The 17,374-nt window shown below is 72.4% G+C and carries 17 protein-coding genes; 4 read left to right on the top strand and 13 right to left on the bottom strand.

Features of this window, described 5'->3' with window-relative positions; all coding sequences use genetic code 11:
* The first annotated feature begins 2 nt into the window (after window positions 1–2).
* The 3 genes from AB0H75_RS01045 (at window position 3) to AB0H75_RS01035 (ending at window position 3,973) form a co-directional block, all read left to right on the top strand.
* The gene (locus tag AB0H75_RS01045) at window positions 3–806 is read left to right on the top strand and encodes a purine-nucleoside phosphorylase (protein WP_367787978.1); all 804 of its coding nucleotides are present in this window, start codon (window positions 3–5) and stop codon (window positions 804–806) included.
* A complete protein-coding gene (locus AB0H75_RS01040; protein WP_367787976.1) occupies window positions 803–2,443 on the top strand; it encodes a phospho-sugar mutase in 1,641 nt (546 codons plus the stop codon). Before AB0H75_RS01045 ends, AB0H75_RS01040 begins: the two co-directional genes overlap by 4 nt.
* 126 nt (window positions 2,444–2,569) lie before the next feature.
* Window positions 2,570–3,973, top strand: a complete 1,404-nt coding sequence (locus AB0H75_RS01035) for an ATP-binding protein (protein WP_367787974.1) — start codon at window positions 2,570–2,572, stop codon at window positions 3,971–3,973.
* A 21-nt stretch (window positions 3,974–3,994) separates the two neighbouring features.
* Here AB0H75_RS01035 and AB0H75_RS01030 read toward each other — a convergent pair whose 3' ends face one another.
* From AB0H75_RS01030 to AB0H75_RS01000, 7 genes are all read right to left on the bottom strand, one after another.
* Window positions 3,995–4,480 (bottom strand): GyrI-like domain-containing protein, encoded by a 486-nt coding sequence (locus tag AB0H75_RS01030; protein WP_367787972.1) that lies wholly within the window; start codon window positions 4,478–4,480, stop codon window positions 3,995–3,997.
* 12 nt (window positions 4,481–4,492) lie between these two features.
* On the bottom strand, window positions 4,493–5,407 hold the full coding sequence (locus AB0H75_RS01025) for a sigma-70 family RNA polymerase sigma factor (protein WP_367787970.1): 915 nt from the start codon (window positions 5,405–5,407) through the stop codon (window positions 4,493–4,495).
* A 45-nt stretch (window positions 5,408–5,452) separates the two neighbouring features.
* The gene (locus AB0H75_RS01020; protein ID WP_367787968.1) at window positions 5,453–6,064 is read right to left on the bottom strand and encodes a hypothetical protein; all 612 of its coding nucleotides are present in this window, start codon (window positions 6,062–6,064) and stop codon (window positions 5,453–5,455) included.
* Window positions 6,061–7,134 carry an adenosine deaminase gene (locus AB0H75_RS01015; RefSeq protein WP_367787966.1) on the bottom strand — a complete coding sequence of 358 codons (1,074 nt, stop codon included), beginning with the start codon at window positions 7,132–7,134 and terminating at the stop codon, window positions 6,061–6,063. The genes AB0H75_RS01020 and AB0H75_RS01015 overlap by 4 nt, the downstream gene beginning before the upstream one ends.
* A gap of 24 nt (window positions 7,135–7,158) precedes the next feature.
* The gene (locus AB0H75_RS01010; RefSeq protein WP_367787964.1) at window positions 7,159–7,509 is read right to left on the bottom strand and encodes a cupin domain-containing protein; all 351 of its coding nucleotides are present in this window, start codon (window positions 7,507–7,509) and stop codon (window positions 7,159–7,161) included.
* A 5-nt stretch (window positions 7,510–7,514) separates the two neighbouring features.
* Window positions 7,515–8,138: a hypothetical protein gene (locus AB0H75_RS01005; protein ID WP_367787962.1), complete on the bottom strand. Its 624-nt coding sequence runs from the start codon at window positions 8,136–8,138 to the stop codon at window positions 7,515–7,517.
* Window positions 8,139–8,371: 233 nt separating this feature from the next.
* Window positions 8,372–9,814: an MFS transporter gene (locus AB0H75_RS01000; RefSeq protein WP_367787960.1), complete on the bottom strand. Its 1,443-nt coding sequence runs from the start codon at window positions 9,812–9,814 to the stop codon at window positions 8,372–8,374.
* A gap of 153 nt (window positions 9,815–9,967) precedes the next feature.
* Between AB0H75_RS01000 and AB0H75_RS00995 the strand changes: the two genes are divergently transcribed.
* Window positions 9,968–10,357, top strand: a complete 390-nt coding sequence (locus tag AB0H75_RS00995; protein ID WP_367787959.1) for a MarR family winged helix-turn-helix transcriptional regulator — start codon at window positions 9,968–9,970, stop codon at window positions 10,355–10,357.
* A gap of 26 nt (window positions 10,358–10,383) precedes the next feature.
* On the opposite strand, the gene AB0H75_RS00990 is transcribed toward AB0H75_RS00995, so the two are convergent.
* The 6 genes from AB0H75_RS00990 to AB0H75_RS00965 all read right to left on the bottom strand — a co-directional run bounded on the left by AB0H75_RS00990 (window position 10,384) and on the right by AB0H75_RS00965 (window position 17,240).
* On the bottom strand, window positions 10,384–11,664 hold the full coding sequence (locus AB0H75_RS00990; RefSeq protein WP_367787957.1) for a thymidine phosphorylase: 1,281 nt from the start codon (window positions 11,662–11,664) through the stop codon (window positions 10,384–10,386).
* Window positions 11,664–12,065: a cytidine deaminase gene (locus tag AB0H75_RS00985; RefSeq protein ID WP_367787955.1), complete on the bottom strand. Its 402-nt coding sequence runs from the start codon at window positions 12,063–12,065 to the stop codon at window positions 11,664–11,666. The genes AB0H75_RS00990 and AB0H75_RS00985 overlap by 1 nt, the downstream gene beginning before the upstream one ends.
* Window positions 12,062–13,342: an ABC transporter permease gene (locus tag AB0H75_RS00980; RefSeq protein WP_367787954.1), complete on the bottom strand. Its 1,281-nt coding sequence runs from the start codon at window positions 13,340–13,342 to the stop codon at window positions 12,062–12,064. Before AB0H75_RS00980 ends, AB0H75_RS00985 begins: the two co-directional genes overlap by 4 nt.
* On the bottom strand, window positions 13,339–14,481 hold the full coding sequence (locus AB0H75_RS00975) for an ABC transporter permease (RefSeq protein WP_367787952.1): 1,143 nt from the start codon (window positions 14,479–14,481) through the stop codon (window positions 13,339–13,341). The genes AB0H75_RS00980 and AB0H75_RS00975 overlap by 4 nt, the downstream gene beginning before the upstream one ends.
* A complete protein-coding gene (locus tag AB0H75_RS00970) occupies window positions 14,481–16,091 on the bottom strand; it encodes an ABC transporter ATP-binding protein (RefSeq protein WP_367787950.1) in 1,611 nt (536 codons plus the stop codon). The genes AB0H75_RS00975 and AB0H75_RS00970 overlap by 1 nt, the downstream gene beginning before the upstream one ends.
* A gap of 81 nt (window positions 16,092–16,172) precedes the next feature.
* Window positions 16,173–17,240, bottom strand: coding sequence for a BMP family protein (locus tag AB0H75_RS00965; RefSeq protein WP_367787948.1), 1,068 nt, complete (start codon window positions 17,238–17,240; stop codon window positions 16,173–16,175).
* Window positions 17,241–17,374: the final 134 nt, after the last annotated feature.

Below are 17,374 nucleotides of genomic sequence, written 5' to 3'. Positions count from 1 at the left end.
CTGTGAGCAAAGACGCATACACCCTGGCCAATGAGGCCGCCGCGGCGCTGAAGGCCGCGACGGGGCTCGACACCTACGACGTGGCTCTGGTCATGGGGTCGGGGTGGGTGCCCGCGGCCGACGCGATCGGCGAGACGGTGAGCGAGGTCGCCTTCACCGACCTGCCCGGCTTCCGGGCGCCGGCGGTGGCCGGGCACGGCGGCAGGATCCGCGTCGTCCGCACCGCCGCCGGGCGGCACGCCCTGGTGTTCCTCGGGCGCACGCACCTGTACGAAGGGCTCGGCGTCGAGGCCGTCGTCCACGGCGTGCGCACGGCGGCCGCCGCCGGGGTGCGCACGCTGGTGCTCACCAACGCCGCGGGCGGCCTGCGGCCGGAGACCCAGAACGTCGGCGACCCCGTCCTGATCAGCGACCACATCAACCTGACCGGCGCCAACCCCATCACCGGCACGACCTTCATCGACCTCACCGAGGTCTACTCGCGCCGCCTGCGGGCCGTGGTCCGCGAGGTGGACCCGACGCTGGCCGAAGGGGTCTACGTCGCCTTCCGCGGGCCGACGTACGAGACGCCCGCCGAGATCCGCATGCTGCGCACCCTGGGCGGCGACCTGGTCGGCATGTCCACCGTGCTGGAGGCCATCGCCGCCCGCGAGGCGGGCCTGGAGGTGCTCGGCATCTCCCTGGTCACCAACCCGGGGGCGGGCCTGTCCGGCGAGCCGCTCGACCACGAGGAGGTCCTGGAGGTCGGCCGGGCCACCGCCGCCCGCATGGGCGTGCTGCTCGGCAAGGTGGTGGACCACCTGTGAGCCCCGTCGAGCAGGTCGTCGAGCGGGCCCGTGCCTGGCTGGCCCAGGACCCCGACCCCGACACCCGGGCGGAGCTGTCCGCGCTGATCGAGCGGGGCGACCTCGACGCGCTGCGCGACCGTTTCGGCGCCAAGCTGGAGTTCGGCACGGCGGGGCTGCGCGGCGAGCTGGGCGCCGGCCCCAACCGGATGAACCGGGTCACCGTCATGCGTGCCGCCGCCGGGCTCGCCGCGGTGCTCGGCCCCGGCAAGCACGTCGTCATCGGCTACGACGCCCGGCACAAGTCGGACGTGTTCGCCCGCGACACCGCCGCCGTGCTGACCGGCGCGGGGCTGCGCGCCTCGCTGCTGCCCCGGCCGCTGCCGACGCCCGTCCTCGCCTTCGCCGTGCGCCGGCTGGGCGCCGACGCCGGGGTGACGGTGACCGCCAGCCACAACCCGCCGCGCGACAACGGCTACAAGGTCTACTGGGGCGACGGCTCCCAGATCGTGCCGCCGGTCGACCGCGAGATCTCGGCCGCCATCGAGGCCGTCGGCCCCGTGGACCGGCTGCCGCTGCACGGGCCCGGCACGCTGACCGAGCTGGGCGAGGACATCGTGGACGACTACCTGGCGGCGGTCACGTCCCTGCCCCTGGGGGACGCCCGCGACCTGCGGGTGGCGTACACGCCGCTGCACGGGGTGGGCGCGGCCACGCTGGCGGGCGCCTTCCTGGCCGCCGGGTTCCCGGCCCCGATGGCCGTCGAGGAGCAGCGCGACCCCGACCCCGACTTCCCGACCGTCGCCTTCCCCAACCCGGAGGAGCCGGGCGCGATGGACCTCGCCGTCGCCCTGGCCACCGGGAGCGGCGCCGACCTGGTGCTCGCCAACGACCCTGACGCCGACCGGTGCGCGGTCGGCGTGCCGCTGCCCGGGGGCGGCTGCCGCATGCTGACCGGCGACGAGGTCGGCGGCCTGCTGGCCGAGCACGTCATCACGCACACGAGCGGCGACCGCATGGTGGCCACCACCATCGTCTCCTCGACCCTGCTGGGCAAGATCGCGGCCGCGTACGGCGTGCGTTACGGCGAGACCCTGACCGGCTTCAAGTGGATCATCAAGGCCGGCCCCGGCCTGGTCTTCGGCTACGAGGAGGCCATCGGCTACAGCGTCGGCTCGGACACCGGCCTCCCGGTCCGCGACAAGGACGGCATCGGGGCCGCGCTGACGGTCGCCGCCGTCGCCGCCGCCGCCAAGCGCGACGGCCGTACCCTCCTGGACCTGCTGGACGACCAGGCCCGCCGCTACGGCCTGCACGCCACCACCCAGCTCTCCTTCCGCGTCGCCGACCTGTCCCTGATCGCCGGCGCGATGGCCCGCCTGCGCGCCCGCCCGCCCGCCGAGCTGGGGGGCCGCAAGGTCCTCGCGGCCGACGACCTGGCCGAGGGCGACGGCGGCCTGCCGCCCACCGACGGCCTGCGCTACCGCCTGGAGGGCGACGCCCGCGTGGTGGTCCGCCCGTCGGGCACCGAGCCGAAGCTGAAGTGCTACCTGGAGGTCGTCGTCCCGGTGACCACCACCCCCGAGGACGCCCGCACCACCGCCACCCACTCCCTGACCACCCTGAAAACCGACCTCACCACCGCTCTGGGTCTGTAGCCCGGGAGCCGTTGGCCGAGGTGGCCGCGCTGACAGGACCAGTGACCTTGCTCTCCTGGAACAACCATCTATGGTTGTTCCAGGAGTGGTACAACCAGAAATGGTTGTACCAAGAGGGGAGAGCCAGTGGACGGGTTCATCGGGCGCGAGCGCGAGCTGGCCGCGCTCAGCCGTTACTTCGGCAGGGTGGGAGCAGGCGACCGGCCGGGCCGCGCGATCCTCATGCGCGGCCGGAGACGCGTCGGGAAATCGCGGCTGGCGGAGGAGTTCATCCGCCGCAGCGGCGTGCCCAGTCTCTTCTTCACCGCGGCCAAAGAACCGATCGGCGACCAGCTCGAGCGTTTCGTCGCCGACGCCGCGGCCTCGGACCTGCCTGACGCCGCGCTGTTCGCCGAGGTGACCCCCACCTCATGGGACAGTGCCCTCCGGCTCCTGGCTCAGGCCGTGCCGCAGGACGCGCCGAGCATCGTGGTCCTCGACGAGCTGCCTTACATGATCGAGGGGGATCCCCATCTGGAGGGCAGGCTCCAGCGCCTCTTCGATCGCGAGTTCTCGCGCCGCCCCATGCTGCTCATCCTGATCGGCTCCGATCTGTCCATCATGGAGGCCGTCAACCAGTACGACCGCCCGTTCTACATGCGAGCCTCGGAGATGGTGGTCGATCCGCTCACGCCCGCGGACGTGGCCGAGAAGCTGCGGCTGCCGCCCGCCGAGGCCATCGACGCCTACCTCGTCACCGGCGGACTGCCGATGATCCTCGACGAATGGCCGGCCGGTGCCACGGCCCGGGAGTTCCTCGGCTCCGTCGTGTCCGACCCCACCTCGGCCCTGATCGTCAGCGGCGAGCGCGCGATGGCGGCGGAGTTCCCGTCGGAGGCACAGGCGAGAGCGCTGATGAAGGCCATCGGCTCAGGCCAGCGCACCTACTCGTCGATGCTCAAGGCCTCAGGAGGCATGGCCGGGACGTCGGTGACCCGTGGCCTGCACATCCTCATGGACAAGCGCATGATCGCGGCGGAGGTGCCGCTGTCCGTCCGCCCTTCCAAGGAGCGTCGCTACCACGTCGCGGACCCGCATCTGCGGTTCTGGCTGTCCTTCGTCGAGCCAGGCATGGCGGAGATCTCCCGCGGCCGAGGCGATCTCGTGATGCGGCGGATCGAGCGCTCGTGGACGGCCTGGCGCGGCATGGCCGTGGAACCGTTCGTCCGGGAGTCGCTGCGGCGCATGGACGGGCTGCCCGAGCGGACCGCGGCGATCGGCGGGTACTGGACCAGGACCAACGACCCCGAGATCGACCTCGTGGGGGCCGACCGGGAGCCGGTGGCCACGGTGGTCACGATGGTGGGGTCGGTGAAGTGGCTGGAGAACCGGCCGTTCGACCAGCACGACTTCAGCGAGCTGGTGGTCCACCGGTCCAAGATGCCGGGGGCCGACGCCTCCACGCCGCTGTACGCCGTCTCGCGCGCCGGGTGCGAGGTGGCCGGGGTGCGCCACGTGACGCCCGAGGAACTGGTGGACGCCTGGCGGTAGCACCCCGGCCGCGCCGCGGGGTCAGGTGAGGCGGAGCTGGAGCTCGGTGTCCCAGTGGTTCAGGTCGGGTTCGTCCATCGGGTTGGTCAGGTAGAGCTCCAGGCGGCAACCCCAGTGCTCGGTGCCGTCCTTCTCGGTCAGGTCCCAGGTCAGCCCCTCGTCGGCGGCCCAGGCCCGCACGCGGTCGTGTACCGCGGCCAGGCCGTCGGGGTGGCCGTGGTGGAGCTCGGTGACGTAGCGGCCGGCGGGAAGGGTGCCGGCGAAGAGGTCGGCCTCGGGCTCGACCGGGGACGGGACCGGGACGCCGGCCTCCACCACCAGGCGGTCGCCGGCCAGGTCGATCTCCCGGTAGCGGAAGAACGGGGCCCCGGCCGGGGTGACGCCCCGGTCGAGCAGCCAGGCGATGATCCCGCCGATGCGGTCGCCCACGACGCCGAAGGTGGTCATGGTGATGGTCGCGCGCACCCCGACGTACGGCCGCCCGGGAAGCTCGATGATCTGTGGCATGTCTTTCCTCCTTCACCTGTCCGTACGGAACGCGCCCGCGAAACTCATCGGCAGGCCGAAGGACGGGAACAGGCCGGGATCCAGGTACGTGGTGATCCCGGCGACGCGCCCGGCCACGACGTCCAGCACGACCAGCGCGAAGGGCTCCCCGTCCAGGTACTGGCCGAAGGCCGGGCACCCGTTGGCGCGCGCCGGCAGCAGGCGGGCGCCCGCGCACGCGCCGGGGGCGGCCCGGTTGACGGCCAGGATGTCGGCCCGGCCCCGCAGCCACCAGGTGAACGGCGGCATGGACATGGTCGCGTCCTCGTGCAGCAGCGACACCAGGGCGTCCACGTCGTGGCTCTCGAAGGCGGCGACGTAGCGGGCGAGCAGCCGCTCGTCCACCTCCCTGTCCCCGGCGGGGTGCGCGGGCAGCCTGGCGCGGGCCCGTTGCAGGGCGCTGTTGACGGAGGCGACGGTGGTGCCCAGCAGGGTGGCGGTCTCGGCGGCCGACCAGGCGAGCACGTCGCGGAGGATGAGCACGGCCCGCTGCCGGGGCGGCAGGTGCTGGAGCGCGGCCACGAACGCCAGCCGGACCGACTCCCGGCCCACCGCCAGGTCGGCGGGGTCGAGGACACGCTCGTCGGGGACGGGCAGGATCCAGCGCCCGGGCGGCAGCGGCTCGCCGAGAGGAGCACCGGGGACGGCGGCCGGAGCCAGGTCCACGGCCCGGGCCCGGCGCTGGGGGCCGCGCAGCATGTCGAGGCAGACGTTGGTGGCCAGGTGGAACAGCCAGGCGCGCAGCGGCCCCCGGCCGGGGTCGTACGTGCGCCAGGCCCGGACGAGCGTCTCCTGCACCGCGTCCTCGGCCTCGGAGCCGGCGCCGAGCATGCGGTAGCAGTAGCCGGTCAGCTCCCTGCGGTGCCGCTCCCCCTCGAACTCGCTCACCGCGCGGGCCACCCCTTCAGCGGGCCAGGGCCTGGTCAACGGCGCTCAGGGGACGACGATCGCGACGATCACCAGGGCCAGGGCGGCGACCCCGGCCGCGAAGGCGTCGTAGGCCCATCCGGCGCGCACCGGCGCCGCCTGCTCGTCGCGGCGGCGGGCCGACTCGGCGCGGTCGCGGATCTGGTCGCCCACCCAGTCGGCGTGCGTCCTGCCGGCCAGCGCCTCCTGCGCCGCCTGCTCGGCCCTGCTCAGCGACGGCTCGGTCTGGAACCGGCCGCGCCGCTGGCTCGCCATGCCGCGCCGCTGCGCCCTGGCCCGCTCTCTGGCGCTGCTCATCGGCGTCCACAGGCGCAGCACGCGGTCGCCGCCGAGGTGGACGCCGATCGCGTGGGAGACGGTGACGTCCTCGACCGCCGCCCACGGCACCCGTACGGTGCGCAGCGGGTTTCGGGCCACCAGCTCGTGCTCGGTGAGCACGGTCGCGGGCCGCAGCGCCACGACGTAGACGACCGCGGTCAGCACGCCCAGCACGGCCAGCGCCACCATCGACGCCTTGCCGGTGTACTTGTTGATCAGGTCGTAGACGTTGAAGGCGACGAAGGCCAGCCAGAGCCACGCCATCACGTACGCGGCCCTGGAGCGGTAGGTCTGCCTCACGGCTGCCACTTGAGCTGCGCGAAGCCGGGCTTGATGCGCCCGTTGATGAGCGCCAGCCGCTCGTCGAACGGCAGGAACGCCGACTTCATGGCGTTGACCGTGAACCACTGCAGGTCGTCCCAGCCGTAGCCGAAGGCCTCCACCAGCTTGGCGAACTCCGTCGACAGGCTGGTGCGGCTCATCAGGCGGTTGTCGGTGTTGACCGTGACCCGGAAGTAGAGCCGCCGCAGCAGCCCGATCGGGTGCTCGGCGATGGAGGCGGCGGCGCCGGTCTGCAGGTTGGACGTGGGGCACATCTCCAGCGGGATGCGCTTGTCGCGGACGTAGGCCGCCAGGCGCCCCAGCTTGGCGGTGCCGTCGCCGCCCACCACGATGTCGTCGATGATGCGCACGCCGTGGCCGAGCCGGTCGGCGCCGCACCACTGGATGGCCTGCCAGATGGACGGCAGCCCGAACGCCTCGCCCGCGTGGATGGTGAAGTGCGCGTTCTCCCGCTGGAGGTATTCGAAGGCGTCGAGGTGGCGGGTGGGCGGGTAGCCGGCCTCCGCCCCGGCGATGTCGAAGCCGACCACGCCCACGTCGCGGTAGCGCACGGCCAGCTCGGCGATCTCCCTGGAGCGGGCCTGGTGGCGCATGGCGGTCAGCAGCGTGCCGACGCGGATGCCGCGCCCGGCCGACCCCTGCTGGAAGCCCTCCAGCACCGCCTCCACCACCTGGTCGAGGCTCAGCCCCGTGGTGGTGTGCTGCTCGGGCGCGAAGCGTACCTCGGCGTAGACGATGCCGTCGGCGGCGAGGTCCTCGGCGCACTCGGCGGCGACGCGCACCAGCGACTCGCGGGTCTGCATGACGCCGACGGTGTGGTCGAACGTCTCCAGGTAGCGCTCCAGGGAACCCGAGTCCGACGCCTCCTCGAACCACTGCCGCAGGTGGTCGGGGTCGTGGGTGGGCAGCCGGTCGTAGCCGGTCTCCCGGGCCAGCTCGACGATCGTCTCGGCGCGCAGCCCGCCGTCGAGGTGATCGTGCAGCAGCACCTTGGGAGCCCGCCGGATCTCGTCAAGCTCAGGACTCATCCGCCCATGATATGACCAGCGGCGTCAGTCGCGACCGGCGCTGTCGGGCGAGAAGGCGGGCAGGCACACCGCGACGTACTCGGCGCCCTCCGGGCCCGCGCTGTAGCGGATCCGCTCGCCGGGCTCGGTGACCACCGACTGGCCGGCGGCGACCTCGGTGCGTCCGCCGTCGTGCTCGACGATCACCGTGCCGCGCAGGACGAGGGTGTACTCGGCGAACGACGGCGTCTGCGCGGGCTCGGCCCAGCCCGGCGGCGCGGTCATGTGGGCGATGGAGACCGCCTCGTCGCCGCTGTTGACGCGGCCGATGTGCTCGTCGATGAGCTTGCCGCCGGGTACGGGGATGCGGGCCGGGCCCTCGATCTTTCTCACCACGGTGGTCAGTGTGCCACGTCGAGGACCAGCCGGTTGGGCCCGCCCTGCTCCTCGATCTGGAAGGCCGCCTGCCGGGCCAGCACCAGGCCGATGCCGACGCGGCCCTCGAAGTCGCCGGTGCGGACGACGTCGGTCAGGTTGCCGAGGTCGGCCGGGTAGATCGGGCCGCCCTTCCAGGTGGGCGTGCCGTCCTCGTCGTGGGCGCTGGCGGGGAAGAGGGTGAGCTGCAGGTACGCGCCGCCGCGCACGTCGATCGCGCGGCCCGAGCCGTCCTGGACGAACTCGTCCACCCATTTCAGGTTGTAGCCGGGGATGTCGCCGTCGAGGTCGATGACCAGGCGGTCGTAGGTGGGGTGGGCGGCGTAGCGGACGGCGGTGACGACGGCGGGGTCCATGCCGTCCCGCTCGACGTTCACCTCGCTGGTGCTGGTCGGCGGGCCGGGCTCGGGCGTGGCCGCCGAGGCCCGGGGGCCGATCGCGGCGCCGGGCAGGGTGGCCGGGGTGGCCGGGCCGCACCCGGCGAGGGCGGCGGCGAGCATGGTGAGCGCGGTGAGCGCGGCGAGGCCGGAGAGCGGGGCGACGACGCGCGGGCGCGCCGGCCGGGCGCCGGACGGGGATGACGGTCGCATGCCCGGTAGATGCCCAGCCCCGGCGGGCGGCAAGCGGCGTTTTGCCTGATCGGAACGGCCTTTCCGGCGTTCAGCCGCCGTCCGGCTCTCCTTCGCGCGGAGGCGCCCGCGCCTTTGGGATGGTCCGTACGGTTCTGTCCGCGAACGGAGCCGGCCCGGCCGGCGGGGCGGCCTCCGGAGGGGAACGGCGGCGCGGCCCGCGCCCCCGGCGGGCCGCGCCGCTCCCCGGCGGGTCAGCGGTCGAGACCCGCCTCGACGACGTCCTCGCGGCGGCCGGCGCCCGCGGCCGGGACGGCGGCACCCGCCACGCCCACCGTGACGGGCTCGTGCGCGGGACCCGGCACGGCCGCCGCGCCGCGGCGTCCGCGCAGCCCGGTGGCCGCGATCGCCAGGCCGGCCAGCGCCAGCACCAGCGAGACCACGATGGCCGCCCGCATCGAGGCGATGGACGGCGTCCCGCCGCCGTCGCCGCCCGCGGTGAGCACGGCGGTCACCACGGCCAGCACGATCGCGCCGCCGACCTGGCCGGAGGTGTTGAGCAGCCCGGAGGCCAGGCCCTGCTCGTCGTCGTCCACGCCGTTGGTGGCCTGGATGTTGAGCGAGGGGAACGACAGCGCGAACGCCACGCCCAGCAGCAGCATGCCGGGGATCACCATCCCGGCCAGGCTGGGGGTGCTGTCGATGCCGAGGAAGATCGCGTACCCGCCGGCCAGGGCGGCCGCGCCGACCACGATGAGCCTGCCGGTGCCGAACCGGTCGGCGAAGTCGCCCATCTTGGTCGAGGTGAGCGCCACGAGCAGGCCCGCGGGCAGGAACGCCAGGGCGGTGCCCAGGGCCGACCAGTGCAGCAGGTTCTGGAAGTACTGCATGGCCACGAACTGGAAGGCGACGTAGGAGCCCATCAGGATGACCAGGCCCAGGTTGGCCCGCACGATGTGCCCGGAGCGCAGGATGCCGAGCCGTACCAGCGGGTGCCTCATGCGCAGCTCGGCGAGGACGAACGCGCCGAGCAGCACCGCCACGGCCACCAGCGAGCCGATGGTGCGCACCGAGGCCCAGCCGGCCTCGGGGGCCTGCACGACGGTGAAGACCAGCAGCAGCATGGAGGCGGTGATGAGCACGGCGCCCAGCAGGTCGTGGCCGCCCTCGGCGCGCTCCTCGGCGCCGCGCGGCAGCACCTTGAGCGCGGCGACGAGCGCGGCGATCGCGACCGGCACCGGCATCAGCAGCGTCCACCGCCAGCCGATCTCGGTCAGCAGGCCGGACAGGACGAGACCGAGCGAGTAGCCGCTGGCGCCGCAGGCGGTGAAGATGCTCAGCGCCTTGTTGCGCACCGGGCCCTCGGGAAAGGTGGTCGTGATGATCGACAACGCGGCGGGGGCGGTGAACGCGGCGGCCACGCCCTTCACGAACCGGGCCGCGATCAGCAGCCCGCCGTCGTCCACGACGCCGCCCAGCAGCGAGGCCACGGCGAAGACGCCCAGCGCGGCCAGGAACACCCTGCGCCGCCCGAGCAGGTCGGCGGTCCGGCCGCCGAGCAGCAGCAGACCGCCGTAGCCGAGCACGTAACCGCTGACCACCCACTGCAAGGACGAAGTGCTCAATCCCAGGTCGTGCTGGATGGCCGGCAGCGCCACCCCCACCATCGACACGTCAAGAGCGTCAAGGAAGATCACTGCGCACAGCACGGTGAGCGCTGCCCAGCGAGAGGAGATCGTTACCGTAGATGCGGAAGAGGACATGGACCAGAAGATTACATGCGTCCGCATCTTATGCAAGCGCATTTAATGCCATTGCATGAGAATTGGCAGGATGGTAACCTCCGCGACATGGACGAGGAAGTCGTGATCGACACCTGGCATTACGTCCTGGCGAAACACGCCAAGGCCATGTGCGCCCTGGAGCGTGCGCTGGGCGAGCGGCACGGGCTGGGGCCCAGCGAGTTCGAGGTCCTGGACCGGATCGTCCATCACGACAGGAAGCTGCGCCTGCAGGAGCTCTGCGACGAGGTGCACCTGAGCCAGAGCGCGCTGTCGCGGGTGGTGGCGCGGCTGGAGAAGGCCGCGCTCGTGTCACGGGACGCCTGCAGCTCCGACCGGCGCGGCATCTTCGTCTGCATCACCCCGCAGGGACGCGCCCGGCACGCCGAGGCCCTGCCCACGCAGCGCGCGGTGCTGAAAGAGATCTTCACCGAGACCCCCGCCCTGACCGCCCCCTGACCGGGCACCCCGGCCAGAGGGCGGGGCTACGGCGCGGTGACGCGGTCGATGACCAGGGGAAGGCGGCCCTCGTCGGCGGGGCCCACGGCGCAGGCGCCGTCCAGGGCCTCCAGGGCGCGCTCGAAGCGGGCCGTCTCGTCGGCGTGCAGGGTCAGCAGCGGCTGCCCGGCCCGCACCAGGTCGCCCGGCTTGGCGTGCAGCGTGACGCCGGCCCCGGCCGACACCGGGTCCTCCTTGCGGGCCCGCCCGGCCCCCAGCCGCCAGGCGGCCAGGCCGACCGCGTACGCGTCCATCCGGGTCAGCACCCCGGACGCGGGCGCCTCCACGGTCATGGTCTCGGCGGCGCGCGGCAGCACGGCGTCCGGGTCGCCGCCCTGGGCGGAGATCATCCGCCGCCAGGCGTCCATCGCCGAGCCGTCCTGGAGCGCCTGGGCCGGGTCCTTGGCCCCGGAGACCCCGGCGGCCTCCAGCATCTCCCTGGCCAGCCGCACCGTCAGCTCCACCACGTCCGCGGGCCCGCCACCGGCCAGGACCTCGACGGACTCCTCGACCTCCAGCGCGTTGCCCACGGCCCGCCCGAGCGGCCGGTCCATGGCGGTCAGCAGGGCGACCGTGCGGACCCCGGCGTCGGTGCCGAGCGCGACCATCGTCTCGGCCAGCTCCCGCGCCGTCGTGACGTCCTTCATGAACGCCCCGGAGCCCACCTTGACGTCGAGGACCAGCGACCCCGTCCCCTCGGCGATCTTCTTCGACATGATCGAGGAGGCGATGAGCGGGATCGACTCGACGGTGCCGGTGACGTCGCGCAGCGCGTACAGCTTCTTGTCGGCGGGGGCGAGGCCGGAGCCGGCCGCGCACACCACCGCGCCGGCCGTGCGCAGCACGTCCAGCATCTCGTCGTTGGACAGCGACGCCCGCCAGCCGGGGACGGACTCCAGCTTGTCGAGCGTGCCGCCGGTGTGGCCGAGGCCGCGCCCGGAAAGCTGCGGCACGTACGCCCCGCACGCCGCCACCAGCGGCGCCAGCGGCAGGGTGATCTTGTCGCCGACGCCGCCGGTCGAGTGCTTGTCGGCGGTCGGCCGGTCCAGCGCCGACCAGTCCATGCGCTCGCCGGAGCGGATCATGGCCTGCGTCCAGTCGGCGATCTCGCGCCGGTTCATGCCGTTGAGCAGGATGGCCATGGCGAGGGCGGACATCTGCTCGTCGGCCACGTCGCCGCGCGTGTAGGCGGCGATCACCCAGTCGATCTGGGCGGTGGTCAGCTCGCCGCCGTCCCGCTTGGCGCGGATGACCTCGATGGCGTCCATCAGGCGCTCCGGCTGAGGTCCTGCGGGCCGAACGCGTACGGCAGGATCTCCGCCATCGGCCTGGCCCCGTCCACGGTCTCGACCAGCAGCTCGTCACCGCCGAACTCGTACAGGAGCTGGCGGCAGCGCCCGCACGGCATCAGCAGCTCGCCGTGGCCGTCCACGCAGGTGAAGGCCACCAGCCGGCCGCCGCCGGTGCGCTGGAGCTGCGACACCAGGCCGCACTCGGCGCACAGGCCGACGCCGTAGGAGGCGTTCTCGACGTTGCAGCCGGTGACGACGCGCCCGTCGTCCACGAGCGCCGCCGCCCCCACGGGGAACTTCGAGTACGGCGCGTACGCGTGCCGCATGGCCTCGGCCGCCGCCTCGCGCAGGGCGTCCCAGTCGACGTTGGTGCTCAATGTTGCTCCCCCCGGCGGTAGCGCACGCCGTCGGCCTTGGGCGGTCGCAGGCGCTGCGAAGCCACCAGGAGCACGAGCAGCGTGAGCACGTGTGGTGTGATGAAGACGAACTCGTTCGGAAGCTGCTCGACGGTCAGCCAGAGCCAGAACAGCACGACCATGCCGAGGGCGGCGAACGCCATCAGCGTGTACTGGCGGGCGGGGCCGGCGGCCAGCTCGGCGGGCCGATCGGCGGCGAGCAGGCGCCGCACCTGGATCACCAGGTAGGCGAGCAGCAGCACCGCGCCGAACAGGAAGAACGTGGTGACGGCCCCCGAGCTGCGCAGCTGCAGGCCACTGGCGTAGCCGAACAGCGACGCGCCGGCCGCGAGGCCGCCGGGCCGCCAGTTGCCGAAGATCATGGTGGCCAGGCCGATGAAGCCGCGCCCCTGCGTCTGGCCCTCGACGTACTTGTTGGAGACGAAGACCAGGAACACGCCGCCGAGCCCGGCGAACGCGCCGGAGATGACGACCGCGACGTACTTGGTCAGGTAGACGTTGACGCCCAGCGACTCGGCCGCCCACGGGTTCTCGCCCGCCGAGCGCAGCCGCAGGCCGAAGGCGGTGTGCCAGAGCACGAAGTACGTCAGCGGCAGCAGCAGCACCGCCAGCACGACGAGGATGTTGACGTCGTGCGTCAGGCCGCGCAGGATGCCCGCGAGGTCGGACAGCAGGAACCAGTGGGTGCTCTCCAGCTTGCCGAGCAGGTCGGGCCCGTCCGACAGCACCGGCAGGCTGGGCGTCCACGCCGACCCGCTGATCGGCGGCGAGGTGGTGATGCCCGCGCCGGCCGCCGAGGCCCGGGTGCCCTCCTTGAACAGCACCTCCGACAGGAAGCGGGTGACGCCGGGGCCGAGCAGGTTGATGGCGACGCCGCTGATGATGTGGTCCACGCCGAAGGTGACGGTGGCCACGGCGTGGATGAGCCCGCCGATCGCGCCGCCCAGCAGGCCCGCCACGAGCGCGGCCACGGGCCCCCACTGGTAGCCGGCCCAGCCGGCGAACCAGGTGCCGAGCACCATCATGCCTTCGAGGCCGATGTTGACCACGCCGGCCCGCTCGGCCCACAGGCCGCCGAGCCCGGCCAGGCCGATGGGCACGGCCAGCAGCAGCGCCGCGTTGAAGGTGCCGGAGGAGGTGATGTCGTTCTCGCCGGTGATGATCCGCACCAGCGACATCACCAGCAGCAGCGCCGCGACGCCGATGAGCGTCAGGTGGTACTTGCGGACCCTGGTCATGCGGTCACCTCAACCGGGTTGTCCCTGCCGAGCTGCTGCGCCGCCCGGCGTTCCTCCAGCCGCAGCGCCAACCGGTTCGTCACCTCGTTGGCCACGACGACCAGCAGCACGATCACCGCCTGGATGATCGTGACCACCGACGACGGCACCCCGGCGAACTGCAGCGAGCCCTGCGCCCGGTCGAGGAAGGCGAACAGCAGCGCGGCGATCGCGATGCCCACGGGCTTGTTGCGGCCGAGCAGCGCCACGGCGATGCCGAGGAAGCCGAGCCCGGCGGTGAAGTTGGAGTTGAACGCGCCCTTGTCGCCGAGGATCTCGGGCAGGCCGATGAGCCCGGCGATGCCGCCGGACATCACCATGGCCGCGATGACCATCTTCTTCGGGTTGACGCCGGAGGCGAGCGCGGCCGGGCCGTTGAGCCCGCTGGCCTTGATGTCGAAGCCGAAGCGGGTGCGCTCCAGCACGATCCAGACGACGACGCCGAGCACGATCGCGACGAGCAGGAAGCCCTGCAGGCCGCCGCCGCGCGTGGGAGGCAGCGCGCCGAACCAGTCGAAGACGACGTTGAGGTTCGGGAACATGGCCGACTCCGGCAGCTCCGGAGTGGTCGTGGTGAGCTGCCCGGCGGCACGCTGGCCCGCGAACGGCCCGCGTACCAGGTACGACGTCAGGCTGATCGCGATGTAGTTGAGCATGATCGTGGCGATGACCTCGTTCACGCCCCTGGTCACCTTCATGACCGCGGGGATGAGCGCGTAGAGGCCGCCGGTGAGCGCCGCGACGACGATGATGACCGCGATCTGGATCGGCGCGGGCGCGGTGAACGTGGAGCCCACGTAGGCCGCGACGATGGCGGCCAGCCGGTACTGGCCCTCCACGCCGATGTTGAAGAGGTTCATGCGGAAGCCGACGGCGACGGCCAGGCCGGCGATGAACAGCGGCACCGCCCGGTTGATGAAGGCCGCCACGCCGTTGGACTGCGCCCGCGCGCTCTCGCCGAAGTCGAAGAAGGCGGCGAAGGCGTCCAGCGGGCTGGCTCCCGCGGCGATGATCGCCACGCTGGAGATCGCGATGGCCAGCACGATCGCGATGACGGCGCCGGCCACGGTGAGCAGCGCCCGGTTGAGCCCCGCGGGCATCACGTCTCCTCAGTGCCGGCGATGGCGCCGGTCATGTAGCCGCCCAGCCGCTCGGGCGTGATGTCTGACGGGTCGAGCGCGGCCACGAGCCGGCCGCGGTAGATGACCCGGATGGTGTCGGACAGGCCGATCAGCTCGTCGAGGTCGGCGGAGATGAGCAGCACGGCGAGGCCGGCGGCGCGGGCCTCGCGCAGGTGGTCCCAGATGGCGGCCTGCGCGCCGACGTCCACGCCGCGCGTCGGGTGCGCGGCGATGAGGAACTTGGGCTCGCCGCTCATCTCGCGGCCCACGATGAGCTTCTGCTGGTTGCCGCCGGACAGGGCGAGGGCCAGGGTGTCCACGCCCGGCGTGCGCACGTCGTAGTCCCTGACGATGCGCTCGGTGTCGGCCCTGGCGGCGCGCCGGTCCACCCAGATGCCCTTGCGGGCGGGCTTCCTGGTCTGGTGGCCGAGCACGCGGTTCTCCCACAGCGACGCCTCCAGGAGCAGGCCCTGGCGGTGGCGGTCCTCGGGGATGTAGCCGATGCCGGACTCGCGCCGCCGCAGGGTGGGCCAGGAGCTGACGTCCAGCTCGCCGAGCGTGATGCTGCCGTGCGCGGGGCGGATGCCCATGATGGCCTCGATCAGCTCGGACTGGCCGTTGCCCTCGACGCCGGCGATGCCGAGGATCTCGCCCTCGTGGATCGCGAACGACACGTCGTCCAGCAGCAGCCGCTTGCCGTCGGCGCGCAGCTTGGCGACGTACTCCTCGACCGGCACTCCCTTGGGGGCGGGGTGGTGCCCACCGGCCTCCATCGTGAGGTGCCCCACCTGGAACGCGACCCGGTCGGTCACGGTGGACTCGCGGGTCTCGGGGGTGGGCAGCTCGCTGCCGACCATCAGCTCGGCGAGCTGGCGGGCGCTGGTGACCTCGCTCCTGGGCAGGCTGGCGACGGTGGTGCCGCGGCGGATCACGGTGATCGCGTCGGCGATGCCGAGCACCTCGTCGAGCTTGTGGGAGATGAAGATGACGGTCAGGCCCTCGGCCTTGAGCTCGCGCAGGTTCTGGAAGAGCTCCTCGACCTCCTGCGGGACGAGCACGGCCGTCGGCTCGTCGAGGATGAGGATGCGGGCGCCGCGGTAGAGCACCTTGAGGATCTCCACGCGCTGGCGGTCGCCGACGCCGAGGTCCTCCACCAGCCTGCCCGGATCGACGCGCAGGCCGTGCGTCTCGGCGAGCCGCTCGATGCGGGCGCGGGCCGCGGCGCGGTCGAGCCGGCCGCCCTTCTTCGGCTCCGCGCCGAGGACGATGTTCTCCAGCACGGTGAGGTTGTCGGCCAGCATGAAGTGCTGGTGGACCATGCCGATGCCGACGGCGATGGCGTCGCTCGGCGTGCGGAAGGCCACCTCCGTGCCGCTCACCCTGATCGTGCCCTCGTCCGGCTTCTGCATGCCGTAGAGGATCTTCATCAGGGTGGACTTGCCCGCGCCGTTCTCCCCCACGATGGCGTGCACCGTCCCCGGGGCGACGGTGATGCGGATGTCATGGTTGGCGACGACACCGGGGAAACGCTTGGTGATGCCCTCCAGCTCTACGGCGGGTCGCGCCGTGGCCAGGGTGTCAGCACTCATTTCGCCTCTCCTAGGAGCAGGGCGGGATAGACAGAAGGCCCGAAGCGGACTCCGGGCCCTCGGTCGTCGGTCCTACCCAGGTTACGGCTTGGCCGGAACCGTGATTTTGCCGTCGACGATGTCCTTCTTGGCAGCGTCGAGCTTGTCCTTGAGGTCGTCGATCTCGCCACCGGTGGTGGCCAGGCCCACGCCGTCGACCTTGAGGTCGTAGACGGTGTCGCTGCCGCCCTTGGCGCCGCCCTGGAACGCCTTGATGAACTCGAACACGCCGACGTCCACGCGCTTGAGCATCGAGGTCATGATGACCTTCTGCAGGTCGGTCTCCTTGACCGTCTGCCGCTGGTCGGAGTCGACGCCGATGGCCTTCTTGCCGGCCGCGGCCGCCGCCTGGAACACGCCGAGGCCGGAGTCGCCGGCGGCGTGGTAGACGATGTCCGCGCCGTCCTGGTACATCTTCTCGGCCGCGAGCTTGCCCTTGTCGGGGGCCTTGAAGCCGGAGAAGTCACCGTCGGGGGTGAGGTACTTGACGTCGATCTTGGCGTCCGCCTTGACCGACTTCACGCCGGCCTGGAAGCCGGCCTGGAACTTCTTGATCAGGTCGTTCTCGACGCCGCCGACGAAGCCGACGTGGCCGGCCTTCGACTTGAGCGCGGCGGCCACGCCCGCCAGGTAGGAGCCCTGCTCCTCGGCGAACAGCAGGCCCGTCACGTTGGGCGCGTTGGAGGCGGAGTCCACGACCGCGAACTGGATGTCGGGGTACTCCTCGGCGGCCTTCTTGATGTCCTCGCCGTAGGCGAAGCCGACGCCGATGATCGGGTTGTAGCCCGCGTCGGCGAGCTGGCGCAGCAGGTCGCCGCGGTTGGAGCCGTCGGCGGCCGGGCTCAGCTCCTTGATCTCGGCGTTGAGCTCGGTCTTGGCCTTCTCCAGACCCGCGTACGCGGCGTCGTTGAAGGACTTGTCACCACGACCGCCGACGTCGAACGCCAGGCCGACCTTGAGCCCGCCCTTCGCCGGCTCGCTGCTGGCACCGGCGCTGGGCGCCTCGCTGGCCGTCGTTCCCCCGCTGTTGCCGCCACACGCGGCCGCTGCCATGAGCATGACGCCGGCCACGGAGCCGAGCGCCGCCCTGTTGAATCGCTTGCCGAGCAAGGCGACTCCCTTCCATTTCCCCGCCGTCGAGTTCATCGCAGGCGCGAAGAAACGTACGGCACCTGCACGGAAGATAGTTGCTTGACCAGGGCAGACCAAACCGGCACACAGGGTCGCAACCGCTCCGTTATCGA

This window comes from Nonomuraea sp. NPDC050783 (genome assembly GCF_040802095.1).
Taxonomy (GTDB): Bacteria; Actinomycetota; Actinomycetes; order Streptosporangiales; family Streptosporangiaceae; genus Nonomuraea.
The sequence above is the reverse complement of the archived record's forward strand: the minus strand, read 5'-3'. Positions and strand labels throughout refer to the sequence as shown.

Excerpts from the sequence above, each read along its gene's own strand:
- AB0H75_RS00975 (WP_367787952.1), bottom strand. The coding sequence starts at position 14,481 with ATGCCCGCGGGGCTCAACCGGGCGCTGCTCACCGTGGCCGGCGCCGTC.
- AB0H75_RS00990 (WP_367787957.1), bottom strand. The coding sequence starts at position 11,664 with ATGGACGCCATCGAGGTCATCCGCGCCAAGCGGGACGGCGGCGAGCTG.
- AB0H75_RS00980 (WP_367787954.1), bottom strand. The coding sequence starts at position 13,342 with ATGACCAGGGTCCGCAAGTACCACCTGACGCTCATCGGCGTCGCGGCG.
- AB0H75_RS01005 (WP_367787962.1), bottom strand. The coding sequence starts at position 8,138 with ATGCGACCGTCATCCCCGTCCGGCGCCCGGCCGGCGCGCCCGCGCGTC.
- AB0H75_RS00970 (WP_367787950.1), bottom strand. The coding sequence starts at position 16,091 with ATGAGTGCTGACACCCTGGCCACGGCGCGACCCGCCGTAGAGCTGGAG.
- AB0H75_RS01030 (WP_367787972.1), bottom strand. The coding sequence starts at position 4,480 with ATGCCACAGATCATCGAGCTTCCCGGGCGGCCGTACGTCGGGGTGCGC.
- AB0H75_RS01015 (WP_367787966.1), bottom strand. The coding sequence starts at position 7,134 with ATGAGTCCTGAGCTTGACGAGATCCGGCGGGCTCCCAAGGTGCTGCTG.
- AB0H75_RS00995 (WP_367787959.1), top strand. The coding sequence starts at position 9,968 with ATGGACGAGGAAGTCGTGATCGACACCTGGCATTACGTCCTGGCGAAA.